This window comes from Kitasatospora sp. NPDC056531 (assembly GCF_042794375.1).
GTDB lineage: Bacteria > Actinomycetota > Actinomycetes > Streptomycetales > Streptomycetaceae > Kitasatospora.
Genome location: NZ_JBHTTU010000056.1, coordinates 28,786 through 44,039 on the forward strand (window position 1 = coordinate 28,786; position 15,254 = coordinate 44,039).

11 protein-coding genes are annotated in these 15,254 nt (G+C 71.1%); 2 read left to right on the forward strand and 9 right to left on the reverse strand.

Annotation, left to right across the window (positions count from 1 at the left end; genetic code table 11):
* Positions 1 to 114: 114 nt before the first annotated feature.
* The 4 genes from ACFQ87_RS32300 to ACFQ87_RS32315 form a co-directional block, all read right to left on the reverse strand.
* Entirely contained in the window at positions 115 to 867 is a 753-nt protein-coding gene (locus tag ACFQ87_RS32300) for an amino acid ABC transporter ATP-binding protein (RefSeq protein ID WP_380614430.1), read from the reverse strand.
* Between the two features lie 47 nt (positions 868 to 914).
* Positions 915 to 1,889 (reverse strand): amino acid ABC transporter permease, encoded by a 975-nt coding sequence (locus ACFQ87_RS32305; RefSeq protein ID WP_380614419.1) that lies wholly within the window; start codon positions 1,887 to 1,889, stop codon positions 915 to 917.
* 37 nt (positions 1,890 to 1,926) lie between these two features.
* Positions 1,927 to 2,853: an ABC transporter substrate-binding protein gene (locus ACFQ87_RS32310; protein ID WP_380614420.1), complete on the reverse strand. Its 927-nt coding sequence runs from the start codon at positions 2,851 to 2,853 to the stop codon at positions 1,927 to 1,929.
* 444 nt (positions 2,854 to 3,297) lie between these two features.
* Entirely contained in the window at positions 3,298 to 4,224 is a 927-nt protein-coding gene (locus ACFQ87_RS32315; protein ID WP_380614421.1) for an ABC transporter substrate-binding protein, read from the reverse strand.
* A gap of 576 nt (positions 4,225 to 4,800) precedes the next feature.
* On the opposite strand from ACFQ87_RS32315, the gene ACFQ87_RS32320 reads away from it, so the two are divergent.
* Complete coding sequence (locus ACFQ87_RS32320) at positions 4,801 to 5,997, forward strand: NADP-dependent malic enzyme (RefSeq protein WP_380614422.1); 1,197 nt, start codon at positions 4,801 to 4,803, stop codon at positions 5,995 to 5,997.
* A 172-nt stretch (positions 5,998 to 6,169) separates the two neighbouring features.
* Positions 6,170 to 7,132 carry a zinc-binding dehydrogenase gene (locus ACFQ87_RS32325; protein ID WP_380614423.1) on the forward strand — a complete coding sequence of 321 codons (963 nt, stop codon included), beginning with the start codon at positions 6,170 to 6,172 and terminating at the stop codon, positions 7,130 to 7,132.
* A gap of 93 nt (positions 7,133 to 7,225) precedes the next feature.
* Here the strand turns inward: ACFQ87_RS32325 and ACFQ87_RS32330 are convergent, their stop codons facing one another.
* From ACFQ87_RS32330 to ACFQ87_RS32350, 5 genes are all read right to left on the reverse strand, one after another.
* Positions 7,226 to 8,251, reverse strand: coding sequence for a PadR family transcriptional regulator (locus tag ACFQ87_RS32330; RefSeq protein WP_380614424.1), 1,026 nt, complete (start codon positions 8,249 to 8,251; stop codon positions 7,226 to 7,228).
* A gap of 1 nt (position 8,252) precedes the next feature.
* Entirely contained in the window at positions 8,253 to 9,176 is a 924-nt protein-coding gene (locus tag ACFQ87_RS32335; protein WP_380614425.1) for a DUF4097 domain-containing protein, read from the reverse strand.
* 203 nt (positions 9,177 to 9,379) lie between these two features.
* Positions 9,380 to 9,562, reverse strand: coding sequence for a DUF6104 family protein (locus ACFQ87_RS32340; protein WP_270144164.1), 183 nt, complete (start codon positions 9,560 to 9,562; stop codon positions 9,380 to 9,382).
* Positions 9,563 to 9,613: 51 nt separating this feature from the next.
* Complete coding sequence (locus ACFQ87_RS32345; protein ID WP_380614426.1) at positions 9,614 to 11,578, reverse strand: serine/threonine-protein kinase; 1,965 nt, start codon at positions 11,576 to 11,578, stop codon at positions 9,614 to 9,616.
* A 240-nt stretch (positions 11,579 to 11,818) separates the two neighbouring features.
* On the reverse strand, positions 11,819 to 15,254 hold a 3,436-nt coding region (locus ACFQ87_RS32350), incomplete at its 5' end, for a multifunctional oxoglutarate decarboxylase/oxoglutarate dehydrogenase thiamine pyrophosphate-binding subunit/dihydrolipoyllysine-residue succinyltransferase subunit (protein ID WP_380614427.1).

Sequence of the window (15,254 nt, forward strand, 5' to 3'; positions counted from 1 at the left end):
TCGAAGGTCGGTTCCACAGACGGGAACGGAAAAACCATCGCGTGTTAGGAACCGCCGGACGCTGGGGGGCCGGGGGGGGACTCCCGCAAGGGGGCGGCCCCCGACCCAGCCGTCTCAGAGCACCTTGGAGAGGAAGGCCCTGGTCCGCTCGTGCTGCGGGTTGGTGAGCACCTCGCGGGGGTTGCCGGACTCGACCACCACACCGCCGTCCATGAACACCAGCGCGTCGCCCACCTCGCGGGCGAAGCCCATCTCGTGGGTGACGACCACCATGGTCATGCCGTCCTCGGCGAGGCCGCGCATGACGTCCAGGACGTCGCCGACCAGCTCCGGGTCGAGCGCCGACGTGGGCTCGTCGAAGAGCATCAGCTTGGGCTTCATGGCCAGCGCGCGGGCGATCGCCACGCGCTGCTGCTGGCCGCCGGAGAGCTGCGAGGGGTAGTTCTTCGCCTTGTCGGCGAGTCCGACCCGCTGCAGCAGGGCCATGCCGCGCTCGCGGGCGTCGGCCTTACTCTCGCCCTTGACCTGGACCGGCGCCTCGATGATGTTCTCTATGGCGGTCATGTGCGGGAACAGGTTGAAGCGCTGGAACACCATGCCGATGTCGCGGCGCTTCAGGGCGACCTCGCGGTCCTTGAGCTCGTGGAGCTTGTCGCCCTTCTGCCGGTAGCCGACCAGCTCGCCGTCCACCCAGAGGCGGCCGCCGTTGATCTTCTCCAGGTGGTTGATGCACCGCAGGAAGGTCGACTTGCCGGAGCCGGACGGTCCGATCAGGCAGAACACCTCGCGCTGCTTGACCTCCAGGTCGATGCCCTTGAGGACCTCGACCAGGCCGTAGGACTTGTGCACCGCTTCGGCGCGGACCATGGGCTCGGCGGCCGCGACGGAGTCGGCGGGCGTCTTGGTCAGATCGGTCATACGTGACCACCTCCCTCAAGCCCCGGGACGACGTCGGCGGTCGTCTTCGGGGTGGGCCTCCCGGCGAACAGGCCCCGCAGCCGCTGCAGCGGGGTGGGTGGGAGGGTGCGGTTGGAGCCGCGGGCGTAGTAGCGCTCGATGTAGTACTGGCCGATGGTCAGCACGGAGGTGAAGAACAGGTACCAGAGGCTGACGACGATCAGCAGCGGGATGTTCTGGTAGTTCCGAGAGTAGATGACCTGGCCGGCCCGGAAGATCTCCTCCAGGGAGATCACGGAGACCAGCGAGGTGGTCTTGAGCATCGAGATGGTCTCGTTGCCGGTCGGCGGGATGATCACCCGCATGGCCTGCGGCAGGACGACCCGCCGCATGGTCTGGAACCGGCTCATGCCGAGCGCGTGCGCGGCCTCGGTCTGGCCCTCGTCCACCGACTGGATGCCGCCGCGGACGATCTCCGCCATGTAGGCGGCCTCGTTGAGACCGAGGCCCAGCAGCGCGGCGACGAAGGTCGGGATCAGGACGTTGGTCTGCTCCGACCAGAACTCCGGTCCCCACGGGACGCCGATCGACAGCTTGGCCCAGATCAGGCCGAGGAAGTTCCAGATCACCAGCTGCACCAGCACCGGGGTGCCGCGGAAGACCCAGATGTAGACCCAGGCGGTGCCGGCGAGCAGCGGGTTCGGGGACAGGCGCATCACCGCGAGGATGATGCCGCCGACCACACCCATGAGCATGGAGAGGGCGGTCAGCTCCAGCGTCACGACCATGCCGTGCACGATGCTGTCGTGGAACAGGTACTGCCCGACGATGTCCCACTTGAATGCGGGGTTGGTGAAGAGGGCGCTCAGCAGCATCGCCGCGAGCAGGGCGATGACGACTGCGCCCGCCCAGCGTCCGGGGTGGCGAACCGGGACGGCCTTGATGGTCTCAGGCCGTCCCTGCCCAGCCGTCCCCTTGTCCAAAGAGTTCACGGTGTGGCCTCGGGGGAGAGATGAAGCGTACGAGGGGTCAGCTGACGGCGCCGTTGACGGTCGACTTGTCGATGGCGCCGGCCTCGACGCCCCACTTGGCGAGGATCTGCTTGTAGGTGCCGTCGTCGATCAGCGACTGGACGGCGCCCTGGATGGCCGGGGTGAGCTTGGAGCCCTTGGCCAGGGCGACGCCGTAGGGGGCCACACCGTAGGTGTCGCCGAGCTTCTCCAGCTGCCCGCCCGCCTGCTTGATCGCGTAGTCGACGACCTGGGAGTCCGCCATCATCGCCTGGTCGCGGCCGGAGACCACGGCGTTGGTGACGTCCGTCTGGAGGTCGAACTTGTCGCCGTCGTTCTGGACGCCCGGCTTGCCCGCCTTGGCGCAGTCCGGGTTGCGGGTGTCCTTGATCTCGTCGGCCTGGGTGGTGCCGGTCTGGACGGCGACCTTCTTGCCGCAGAGGTCCTTCGGGTCGATCTTCTCCGGGTTGCCCTTCTTGACCGCGATGGCGCTGCCGGAGTTGAAGTAGGTGACCATGTCGACGACCTGCTCGCGCTCCTTGTTGTCCGTGAAGGACGACATGCCGAGCTGGAACTTGTTCGACTGGATGCCGGGGATGATCGCGGTGAAGCCGGAGTCCTGGACCTCGGCCTTCAGGCCGAGCTTGGCGGCGATGGCGTTGGCGAGGTCGACGTCCATGCCGATGACCTTGCCGCTGTCGTCCTTGAACTCGTCCGGCGCGTACGAGGCGTCGGCGCCGACCACGAGCTTGCCGGCCGACTTGATGTCGGCCGGGACGAGGGCGACCAGCTTGTCGTCGGCCTTGACCTCATTGACGGTCGCACTGGCGTTGGGCGCACCGCTGCCTTCGCTCTTGCTGCTGCTGCACGCGCTCAGCACGAGGGACACGGACACGGCGGCCACGCCGGCCGCGAAGAGGCGGGTGCGCTGGGTACGGGCGGTCATGAGGGGGATCTCCTCCTGGGGAGAGAAATCGGGCGGAGTACGCCGCGGGAGCGGCGCACCGGGCAGCTGGCCGTACGGAGCCGTACGGATGGGTATGTCGCTGTACGTCGTCGTACGGGCATGCCGGGTGGTGCAGTGTCCTGGGCGCAGGGCGCCGCCCAGGGTGGTGCGGGGTACTGCTTCCGCCACCCTCCGCCGAGGTGGACGTTGACCGGAACCGCCTCGACCAGGGGTCGGCTCGATCCGAGATGGGGGGAATCCTGCCATCTGATGACGGTCAGGTGGCCCTCATTCAGATCAAAATCGGATAACAAGGGCTCGCACTGTCCGCTATTCGGACGAATCGCGTGCCCCTGTCACCCTGTGTATAAGTATGCAGATCCCTCCGCAGTCCGCCCGGAGGCCCGCCGGGGGCCGCCCGCCCCGGCCGGGCCCGGCCGCCGCTCAGATGCCCCCGTTGACGACCGCGTTCTGCGCCGCGCCGGCGCTCACGTTCCACTTGCCGAGGATCTTGTCGTACTCGCCGCTGCGGATCAGCTGGTCGACCGCCTTGGAGAGGGTGTCCCGCAGGTCGGTGTCCGTCTTGCGCACCGCGATCCCGTACGGGTTGGAGGTGGACTGCGCGCCGGTCAACTCGAAGCGGTTGCCGCCGTCGGTGGTCTTCGCCGCGTAGGCGGCCACCGGGAAGTCGTTCACGCCGGCCGCGGCGGCGCCGGAGGCGATCTCGGCCAGCGCCTTGGCGTCGCTGTCGAACCTGTGCACGGTCAGCTGGCGACCGGTGCGGGCGCAGACGGCCACTTGCCGGGTGGCGATGTCGTCCTGGGTGGTGCCCTGCTGGAGGGAGATGGTCTTGCCGCACAGGTCGTCGAGGGTCTTGATCCCCTTGGGGTTGCCCTTCGGGACGACGATCGAGGCGCCGGCGATGAAGTAGTCCACGAAGTCCACGCCCGGGTTGACCTGCTTGCCGTTCTCGTCCAGGCCCTCGCGGCGCTGGCGGATGTCGCTGATCGCGGACATCGCCACGTCGAACTGCTTGCCCTGCAGGTTCGGCAGCAGCTTGTCGAAGGGGGTGTCCACGATTTCGATCCGCACGTCGAGGATCCGGCCGAGGGCCGCGGCGAGCTCCGGGTCGAGGCCGGCCGGCTTGCCGTCCTGACCGCGGAACTCCACCGGCTCGAGGTTGACGTCCATGCCGATGCGCAGCACCCCGGCCGAGCGCTGGGCCTTGGGCAGCTTGGCGCGGATGTCCTTGACCGGGTCGCTCGCGGCGGCCGGCCCGTCGCCGCCGCAGCCGGTGAGCAGCAGGGCGCCGGCGACGGCCAGTGCGGCTCCGGCGACGGCCGGACGGCGGACCTGGGGGACATGACGCATGAGGGCTGCTCCTGTGGGTGGGGCGCGTGGTCGCCGGGGTGTCAAGGCGGTATCCGCCCAATAGCGGACAAGCGATCCTGACATCCCACCCTGCCGGGCCCGGCAGCGGGTGTGTCAGAATTCGGTACCGGGTGACCCCCGAACGCTCGAACCAGACCGACGAGCCCCGACAGGCTCGGGGTGCCCGGGACCGGAAGTCATCACGTGGCTCCGTATCCGGGGTGCCGACTCCCCTCCGGGTCTGCGTTCATTCCTGCGGGTGTGCGTGCGTTTACGCCGTTGCCGCCGCCGGAGCCCGTCGCTTCCGACGCCGGGCCCCAGCTGATGCGACAGCGGCGATGAACGTCACGTGACGAGGACGAAAAGGCATAGGTGCGATGCCTTTGTCCGACTTACGCTCGGCCCGGTAGCACAACGCGGACAACACAAGACCCCATAAAACCCTCATCCGAGGGCGCCACCCGACGGGCGCCCCGACCCTGACCCCGGGTCCGCTTCGGCGTACCCGGTTTCCGGTTTCCGGACGGGTCGTCCTGTCGGCCGCGCACCTCGCCAATCAATGACGAAGAGGTCATCGTGGCAGCGGAGATCATTCACAGCAGCACCCAGGACACCGACGATCCGGTCGACGCCGTTTTCGCGCTCCACCGCGGCGGCAAGATGGAGATCCGGGCGACCGTGCCGGTGCGCGACGCGGACGACCTGTCCCTCGCCTACACCCCCGGTGTCGCCCGGGTCTGCACGGCCATCGCCGAGCAGCCGGAGCTGGTCAACGACTACACCTGGAAGTCCAACACCGTCGCGGTGGTCACCGACGGCACCGCGGTGCTGGGCCTGGGGGACATCGGCCCGGAGGCCTCGCTCCCGGTGATGGAGGGCAAGGCCATCCTGTTCAAGCAGTTCGGCGGCGTGGATGCGGTGCCGATCGCGCTCGCCTGCACCGGGGTCGACGAGATCGTCGAGACCGTGGTCCGGCTGGCGCCGTCCTTCGGCGGCGTCAACCTGGAGGACATCTCCGCCCCCCGCTGCTTCGAGATCGAGCGCCGGCTCCAGGAGGCCCTGGACATCCCGGTCTTCCACGACGACCAGCACGGCACCGCGATCGTCACCACCGCGGCCCTGTGGAACGCGGCCGAGGTGACCGGCCGTGAGATCGGCTCGCTGCGGGCCGTCATCTCCGGTGCCGGCGCGGCCGGCATCGCCATCGCCAAGATGCTGCTGGCGGCGGGCATCGGCGACGTGGCCGTGTGCGACCGCAAGGGCGTGGTGTACGAGGGCCGCGGCGACCTGACGGACGTCAAGGCCGAGATCGCCGAGCTGACCAACCGCACCGGCCTCAAGGGCTCGCTGGCCGACGCGCTGGCCGGCGCCGACGTGTTCATCGGCGTCTCCGGCGGCACCGTGCCGGAGGAGGTCGTGGCGACCATGGCCGAGGGCGCGTTCATCTTCGCGATGGCCAACCCCAACCCGGAGATCCACCCCGAGGTCGCGCACAAGTACGCGGCGGTCGTCGCCACCGGGCGCAGCGACTTCCCGAACCAGATCAACAACGTGCTGGCCTTCCCGGGCATCTTCGCCGGCGCCCTGCAGGTGCGGGCCTCGCGGATCACCGAGGGCATGAAGCTGGCCGCCGCCAAGGCGCTGGCCGGCGTGGTGGCCGACGAGCTGACGCCGCAGAAGGTCATCCCCTCGCCGTTCGACGAGCGGGTCGCCCCGGCGGTCAGCAAGGCGGTGGCCGAGGCCGCCCGCGCCGAGGGCGTGGCGCGGATCTGACGATCTGACGGACCCCGCTCCCGGATGGGGGAGCCACTCGCCCCCCGAGCCGGCGGGCCGGAGCGCCCGGAGGCGGGCGGGGGAGTCAAGGGCAGTCACAGCCTGAGGCCGGGACACGCGTCACACCCACGCGTGGTTCCCGGCCTCGGCCGTCCCGGCTATCGTCCGGGACATGTTTGCTGCCTACGCCGCACGTATCGACGCCGACGACCCGCTCAGCGGGCTGGAGTTGGGTGAACTCCCCGAGCCGCAGGCCCGCCCCGGGTGGAGCGTGGTCACGGTCAAGGCCGCCAGCCTCAACCACCACGACCTGTGGTCGCTGCGCGGGGTCGGCCTGCCCGCCGAGAAGCTGCCGATGATCCTCGGGTGCGACGCCGCCGGGGTCGACGAGGACGGCAACGAGGTGGTCATCCACTCGGTGATCGGCCAGACCGGCCACGGGGTGGGCCCGAACGAGCCCCGGTCCATCCTGACCGAGCGCTACCAGGGCACCTTTGCCCAGCAGGTGGCCGTGCCCACCTGGAACCTGCTGCCCAAGCCCGCCGAGCTGAGCTTCGAGGAGGCCGCCTGCCTGCCCACGGCCTGGCTGACGGCCTACCGGATGCTGTTCACCAACGCCGGGGTCAAGCCCGGCGACACCGTCCTGGTGCAGGGAGCCGGGGGCGGGGTGGCGACCGCGCTGATCGTCCTCGGCAAGGCGGCCGGCCTGCGGGTGTGGGTCACCGGCCGGGACGAGGCCAAGCGCCGTCGGGCGGTCGAGCTCGGCGCGGACGCGGCCTTCGAGAGCGGCGCCCGGCTGCCCGCCCGGGTGGACGCGGTGATGGAGACGGTCGGCGCCGCGACCTGGTCGCACTCGGTGAAGTCGCTGCGCCCGGGCGGCACCATCGTCATCTCGGGTGCCACCTCCGGCCCCAACCCGAGTGCCACCGAGCTCAACCGGATCTTCTTCCTGGAGCTCAAGGTGGTCGGCTCGACCATGGGCACCAAGGAGGAGCTGGCCGGGCTGCTGTCGTTGTGCGCGACCACCGGCGTCCGTCCGGTGATCGACTCGGTGCTGCCGCTGTCCGAGGCCCGGGAGGGCTTCGCCCGGCTGGCCAAGGGCGACGTCTTCGGCAAGATCGTGCTCAACCCCTGATTCACGGAGCCCTGAGCGCGGCGGGCCCGGTGCCCCTCGAACGGGGCACCGGGCCGGAGCCGTCAGGGCCGGCGACTTGCCGGGGCCGGCGGCTCAGCCGAGCAGCCGCTTCAGCCGCTCGCCGGCCGTGCCCAGCACCGAGCGGGCCTCGGCCAGCTCGTCGGCGCTCACCCCGCCGTCCCGGGCCGCGTCGCGGACCTGGTCGCGGAAGCGGTCGAGCAGCCGCTCCAGTTCGCGGGCCGGGTCCTCGGCCGGGTCGGTGCGCGCCCACGGCGGCAGGTCGGCGGAGGCGGTGGCGCCGTCCTTGTCCAGGTCGATCCGGGTCACCGTGATCTTCTCGGCCGGCTCGTCCGCGGGCTGGCCCCAGCGGGCCGCGTCGGCCAGCCCGGCCAGGCCCTTGGTCAGCTCGGACAGGCCCTCGGCCAGCCCGGTCGGCCAGTCGCCCTTCGCGGCGTGCTCGCGCACCTGCTGCTCGACCCGGCGCTTGATCCGCAGCGCCTCCTGCTGGGCGGCGGTGCGGGAGGCCTTGGCCTGCTCGCGCAGCCGACGGGCCTCTTCCTCGGCGGCCTTCGCTTTGGCCTTGGCGGCCTTCTCCTGCTCCCGGGCGCGCTTGGCCTGCTCCTTGGCCTGCCGCTTGAACTGGGCGAACTCCTCCTTGGCGCGCTGCCAGGACTCGTTGTCGCCCCAGGGCCCGGCCCACGGGTCGCCGCCGTCCCCGGTGCGGTCCGGCCGGGGGGCCTGCTTGGCGGCCTGCCACAGCTCCTCGCGCAGGTCCTTGGCGCTGTCCCGGACGTCCTCCCGGATCGCCCCGGCGAGCTGCGCCACGGAGTCGTGGATCTCCAGCTCCAGCTCGTCCAACTCGCCCTGCCGGGCTTCGAGTTCCGCACGCCCGGCGTCGGTCAGCCGGTAGACCTTGCGGCCGCCCTCGGTGCTGTGGCTGACCAGGCCCTCCTGCTCCAGCTTGGCCAGGCGCGGGTAGACCGTGCCGGCGGAGGGCGCGTACAGGCCCTGGAAGCGCTCCTCCAGCAGGCGGATCACCTCGTAGCCGTGCCGCGGGGCCTCGTCCAGCAACTTCAGCAGGTAGAGCCGGAGCCGGCCGTGGCCGAACACGGGGCTCATCTCAGGCCTCCTTGGTGAGGTCGGGCCCGGCGGGCGCGTCGGAGCCGGGGGCGGCCGGGAGCTCCTTGACCACCGCCGGGGCGTCGTCCTCGGGCTCGGGGCGGCGCAGCACGGTGACCGCGCCGGAGACGGTGGTGACGTTGAGGCTGCCGCGGCCCTCGCCGAGCTGGCCGGAGATCTTCTTGGCGCCCCAGGTGCTGCTCATCTTGAGCTCGTCGAAGGTGCTGGAGACCTCGCCGCGGGTGGAACCGGCCTCGACGGTGGCGTCGGCCAGCGAGGGGATGCGGACCACGACCGCGCCGCTGACGGTGTTGACCTTGACGTCGGTCTCGCCCGCCACGTCGAGGTCGAGGGTGACGGCGCCGGTGACGGTGTTGGCCTGGACCTTGTCGGCGGTGCCGGCGATCACGGTGAGCTGTCCGGAGACGCTGTTGACCTTGAGCCGGCCGCCCACCGCCTGGGCGTCCACGTCGCCGGTGACGGTGCTGGCGTCGATCCGGCCGGTCAGAGCGGCCAGGGTGGTGTCGCCGCTGGCGCTCTGCACCGAGACGTGGCCGTCGATGCCGGTGACGCTGGCGTCGGCGGAGACGGTGCCGAGCTTGACGTCGGTGCCGGCCGGGACGGTCAGGGTGACCGCGACGGAGCGCTTGCGCTTGAAGGAGTCGAAGAAGTTGCGGACCGAGCCGACCGACTTGATCCAGTCGCCGAACTCGCTCCAGCTGTTGATGTCCTTGTAGGTGACCGTCAGGACGCCGTCCACCAGGGTCACGTGCAGGGGCTCGCCCTTGAGTTCGGTGACCTCCAGCCGGGCCGGGCCCTCGGCCGCGACCACGTTCACCGAGCCGTCGATGACGCGCACGTGCAGCGCGCGGACCGCGTCCTCGAAGGTGGTCCTGCCCGGCCCCTCGATCGTCCACTGGCTCATCTCTGCCGCCTCCCGTTCGCGGATCGCGATGTATCGCGTTCTCTGCTAAAGACGATATATCGCGTGCGGGGAAAAGCAAGCGGTTCCGCCCCGAACCCGCCCCGGAGGAAACCCGGAGCCGACCCCGAGACCTCCCTCACGGGGACACGCGAAGGGCCTGGGAGGCGGTTGCCTCCCAGGCCCTTCGTCCGGCGGTCACCGGGTCACTCGTCGTCGTCCTCGTCGTCGAGCCGGGCCAGCCAGGTGGCCAGCCGCTCGACCGGGATCTCGAAGTCCGGGTTGAGGTCGACGAACTCGCGCAGGCGCTCGGCCAGCCACTCGAAGGTGACCTCCTCGTCGCCGCGCCGGTTCTCCAGCTCCTCGATGCCTCGGTCGGTGAAGTACACGGTTCGCTCCGGTCCGATGGGGATTGACCTGGTCAGGATAGACCGGGCCGGTCAGCCGGCCCGCCAGGTGCTGAGGGTCACCGAGGCGGCACCCGTGGTCGGGTCGGCCGTGGTGATCGCGGCGATGGCGATGTTGCGGGTCTCCCGGTCGCGGATGCAGAGCAGGCGGCCGGGCGCGACCCGGTTGTAGGTCAGGTCGGTGTCCGGCCGGGAGTCGATCACGGCGGCGCACTGCTCGGCCGTCACCGTGGTTTCGGTGATCACGGCGAAGTCGGACTTCTCGTCCCCCGTGCTCTCGAAGGAGTTGGCCTTGCTGCCACTGCCGGTGTTGGTGACGCCGAGGCCCCACTTCAGGTCGCTGGAGCCGCTGCGCGGCACCACGGTGCCCGCGTTCAGGTCGATCCGGTACGCGTCGGAGGAGTACTCGGCGGCCGGGACCGAGAGCGCCTTCTTGTCCAGCAGCAGGGTGTAGCCGACCGGCCGGGCGGGGGCGGAGACGGAGCCCGGGCCGGACTTCGAGGGCGCGGCCGTCACCGGCGGGTTGGCGGCGGTGGTCGCGCTGGGGAGGGAGTCGCCCTGGGTGGGCGCCGGGTTCGGGCTGGTCTGGGTGCTCGCGCCCGGCTGGGCCGCGGCGCCGGTGCTGCTGGTGCCCTTCTTGCCGTCGTCCAGCTTCTTCATCAGCACGACGCCGCCCGCGGTGCCGCCGACCGCCATCACCAGGGCGACGGTGAGCAGCGCCTTCCAGGACACCCCGCCCTTGCGCCGGGGCTCCGGCTCGGGTGCCGGAGCGGCGGCGGTGACCACCGGGCCGGGCGGCGGGGTGTCGAAGGACGGCGGTTCCGGCTGGAGCCGGGCGGTCGGTGGGGCGGGCAGTACCGGGGCGGTCGGCGTCTCGGTGGGCGGCTGCGGCGGGCCGTACGCGCCGAGCGGCGGCGGGGCGAAGCCCGGCGGGGGCGTGGCGGGCTGCTGCGACGGCGGGGGCACCGCCGCGGTGGCCGGGTGGGTCGGCGTGCCGGCCGGCTGCGGGGGAGCGGCCGGGGCCGGCGGGGCGGTGGGCGCGGCCGGCAGCGGGGTCGGCGGCGTCCTGGGCAGGTCGGAGCGGCGGGTGATCTCGGTGTTGACCTGCCGGGGCAGCCAGTCCTCGCCGAACCGCAGCTGGCCGCCGACCTCCGGGTGGTTGCGGGCGGCCTGGATGATCTCGGCGGGCTTGGGGCGGTCCTCCGGGGACTTCGCCAGGCAGCGCTGGATCAGCTCCCGCAGGTCCGCCGGGACGGCCTCCAGGTCCGGCTCCTCGTGCACCACCCGGTAGAGCACCGCGGTGTCCGGCCCGTCGCCGAACGGCGCGGTGCCGCCGGCCACGTACGCGGCCAGGGCGCCGAGCGCGAACACGTCGGTGGCCGGGGTGACGGCGCGGCCCTGGGCCTGCTCGGGGGCCATGAAGGCGGGGGAGCCGATCCGGTAGCCGGTGCCGGTCAGCGCGGTGGCGTCGGCGGCCCGGGCGATGCCGAAGTCGATCACCCGCGGGCCGTCCCCGGCGACCAGCACGTTGGCGGGCTTGAGGTCGCGGTGGACCACCTCGACGCTGTGTATCGCCTGCAGCGCCTCGGCGATGCCGCCCATCAGCAGCAGCACGGTGCGGACCGGCAGCGCGCCGTTCTCCCGCACCACCTGCTGCAGGGACGGGCCCGGCACGTAGGCGGTGACCAGCCAGGGGGCGTCCGAGTCCAGGCCGCCGGAGTCGATCACCTGCGCGGTGTACAGCCCGTGGATCCGTTGGGCGTTGCTGACCTCCTGGGCGAACCGGCGGCGGAACTCGTCGTCCTCGGCGAACTCGGGACGGACCACCTTGAGCGCCACCGGGCGCCCGCCCGGGGTGTACGAGAGGTAGACCCGGCCCATGCCGCCGGCGCCGAGCCGGGCGAACAGCCGGTAGCCGCCGACTTCGCGGGGGTCGTCGGGGAGGAGCGGCTGGAAGACCGGAGGGAGCTTGCCGGGGTGCGGCGTGTCGGCGGTCATGCGGTGATCCCCCTGGGAGTGCGGTGAGGTCGTTCGGCCGGGGCCGCGGGCGCGATGACGGGCGCCGGGCGCCGACCTGGCGAGGCATAACCTATCGATCCGTCAGGAAGTCGTGCGGGCCGGTCCCCGTTTGGTTGCAGAGCTGCGACCTTGACGTGAACAGGAACGCCCGCGGCCCCCGTCTCCCTGGTCGGGAGTCGGGGGCCGCGGGCGTCAGCGGTGGTGCGGGGCCTCAGCGCGTCAGAGCGCGAAGACCTCCTCGATCAGCGCCTGCTGCTCGGCGGCGTGCCGCTTGGCCGAGCCGACCGCCGGGGACGAGGCCGTGGTGCGGGCGACGCGGCGCAGACGGGCTTCGCCGCCGCTGCGGCCGATGACGACCTGCAGGTGGTCGACCAGGTTCATCGCGATGAACGGCCAGGCACCCTGGTTGGCCGGCTCCTCCTGCGCCCAGACGAACTGGACGTTGTCGCCGTAGCGGGCCAGCTCCTCCTGGAGCTCGGCCACCGGCAGCGGGTAGAGCCGCTCCATGCGGACGATCGCGGTGTCGGTGACGCCGCGCTCGGCGCGGGCCGCCGCCAGGTCGTAGTAGAACTTGCCGGAGGTGATGATCACCTTGCGGACCTGCGCCGGGTCGACGGTGGTGTCGCCGATGACCGGGCGGAACGAGCCGGACAGGAACTCCTCGGTCGCACTCGCCGCGGCCTTCAGGCGCAGCATCGACTTCGGGGTGAAGACGATCAGCGGCTTGTGGTGCGGGTTGTGCGCCTGCCAGCGCAGCAGGTGGAAGTAGTTCGACGGCAGGGTCGGCATGGCGACCGTCATGTTGTCCTGCGCACACAGCTGGAGGAAGCGCTCCGGGCGGGCGGACGAGTGGTCCGGGCCCTGGCCCTCGTAGCCGTGCGGCAGCAGCAGGGTGACGCCGGAGTGCTGGCCCCACTTCTGCTCGGCGGAGGCGATGTACTCGTCCACCATGGTCTGCGCGCCGTTGACGAAGTCGCCGAACTGCGCCTCCCACATGACCAGCGCGTTCGGGCGGGTCAGCGAGTAGCCGTACTCGAAGCCCATGGCCGCGTACTCCGACAGCAGGCTGTCGTAGACGGTGTAGCGGGCCTGGTCCTCGGTGAGGTACTGCAGCGGGGTGTAGTCCTCGCCGGTCTTGCGGTCGATCAGGACGGCGTGCCGCTGGCCGAAGGTGCCGCGGCGGCTGTCCTGGCCGGCCAGGCGGACCGGGTGGCCCTCCATGAGCAGCGAGCCGATGGCGAGGGTCTCGCCCATCGCCCAGTCGATGGTGTTGTCCTCGACCGAGGCGGCGCGGCGCTGCAGCTGCGGCAGCAGGCGCGGGTGGACGGTCAGCCAGTCCGGGTGGTTGACCTGCGAGGCGGCGATCCGCTTGACCATCTCCTGGGAGATGCCGGTCTGGATGTTGACCGGGAAGTCGGCGACCGGCTTGCCGGTGGTGGTGCCGGTCGGTGCCTGGGCCGCGTCGCGGACCTCGGCGAAGACCTTCTCGAGCTGGCCCTGGAAGTCCTGGAGCGCCTGCTCCGCCTCTTCCATGGTGATGTCGCCGCGACCGATCAGGCCCTCGGTGTACAGCTTGCGCACCGAGCGCTTCTTGTCGATCAGGTCGTACATCAGCGGCTGGGTGAACGACGGGTTGTCGGCCTCGTTGTGACCGCGGCGGCGGTAGCAGATGAGGTCGATCACGACGTCCTTGTGGAACGCCTGGCGGAACTCGAAGGCGAGCCGCGCGACGCGGACCACGGCCTCCGGGTCGTCGCCGTTCACGTGGAAGATCGGGGCCTCGATCATGCGGGCCACGTCGGTGCAGTACATCGAGGAGCGCGAGGACGCCGGGGCGGCGGTGAAGCCGACCTGGTTGTTCACCACGATGTGCACGGTGCCGCCGGTGCGGTAGCCGCGCAGCTGCGACATGTTCAGGGTCTCCGCGACGACGCCCTGGCCGGCGAAGGCCGCGTCACCGTGGATCTGGATCGGCAGCACCGGGAAGGTGGTGCCGCCCTGGTCCAGGATGTCCTGCTTGGCGCGGGCGATGCCCTCGACGACCGGGTCGACCGTCTCCAGGTGGGAGGGGTTGGCGGCCAGCGAGACCTTGATCTGCTCGCCGTCCAGGCCGGTGAAGGTGCCCTCGGAGCCGAGGTGGTACTTGACGTCGCCGGAGCCGTGCATCGACTTCGGGTCGAGGTTGCCCTCGAACTCGCCGAAGATCTTGCCGTACGGCTTGCCGACGATGTTGGCCAGCACGTTCAGGCGGCCGCGGTGGGCCATGCCGATGACGGCCTCGTCGAGGCGGTGCTCGGCGGCGGAGTCGATGGTCGCGTCCAGCAGCGCGATCAGCGACTCACCGCCCTCCAGCGAGAAGCGCTTCTGACCGACGTACTTGGTCTGCAGGAAGGTCTCGAAGGCCTCGGCGGAGTTCAGGCGGCGGAGGATCCGCAGCTGCTCCTCGCGCTCGGGCTTCGCGTACGGCTTCTCCAGGCGCTCCTGCAGCCACTTGCGCTGCGTCGGGTCCTGGATGTGCATGTACTCGATGCCGACGGTGCGGCAGTAGGTGTTGCGCAGCAGGCCGAGGATGTCGCGGAGCTTCATCATCTTCTGGCCGCCGAAGCCGCCGACCGCGAACTCGCGCTCCAGGTCCCACAGGGTGAGGCCGTGCGTGGTGACGTCCAGGTCGGGGTGCTTGCGCTGCTTGTACTCCAGCGGGTCGGTGTCGGCCATCAGGTGGCCGCGCACGCGGTACGCGTGGATCAGCTCCATCACGCGGGCGGTCTTGTTGACCTCGTCCTCGTGGGTGGTGGCGACGTCGGTGGCCCAGCGGACCGGCTCGTACGGGATCCGCAGCGACTCGAAGATCTCGTCGTAGAAGCCGTTCTCGCCGAGCAGCAGGCGGTGGATCTCGCGCAGGAACTCGCCGGACGCCGCGCCCTGGATGACGCGGTGGTCGTAGGTCGAGGTCAGCGTCATGATCTTGGAGACGCCGAGGCGGGCCAGGGTCTCCGGGGCGGAGCCCTGGAACTCGGCCGGGTACTCCATGGCGCCGACACCGACGATGGTGCCCTGGTTCTGCATCAGGCGCGGCACGGAGTGCACGGTGCCGATGCCGCCGGGGTTGGTCAGCGAGACCGTGACGCCGGTGAAGTCGTCCATGGTCAGCTTGTTGGCGCGGGCCCGGCGGACGATGTCCTCGTAGGCCTGCCAGAAGCCGAAGAAGTCGAGGGTCTCGGCCTTCTTGATGGCCGCGACGACGAGCTGGCGGTCGCCGTTCGGCTTGACCAGGTCGATGGCCAGGCCCAGGTTGACGTGCTCGGGCTTGACCAGGAAGGCCTTGCCGTCCTCCACCTTGTAGCTGTGGTTCATGCCCGGGGCGGCCTTGATGGCCTGGACCAGGGCGTAACCGATCAGGTGGGTGAAGGAGACCTTGCCGCCGCGCGCGCGCTGCAGGTGGTTGTTGATGACGATGCGGTTGTCGATCAACAGCTTCGCCGGGACGGCGCGGACCGAGGTCGCGGTCGGCACCTCCAGCGAGGCGTCCATGTTGGTGGCGACGGCCTTCGCCGGGCCACGCAGCTGGACCAGCTCGGGGCCGGCCGGGGCGGCGGGCGCGGGGGCAGCGGCGGCGGCCTTGGGGGCCGGGGGCGCGGCGGGCGCGGCGGCGAGC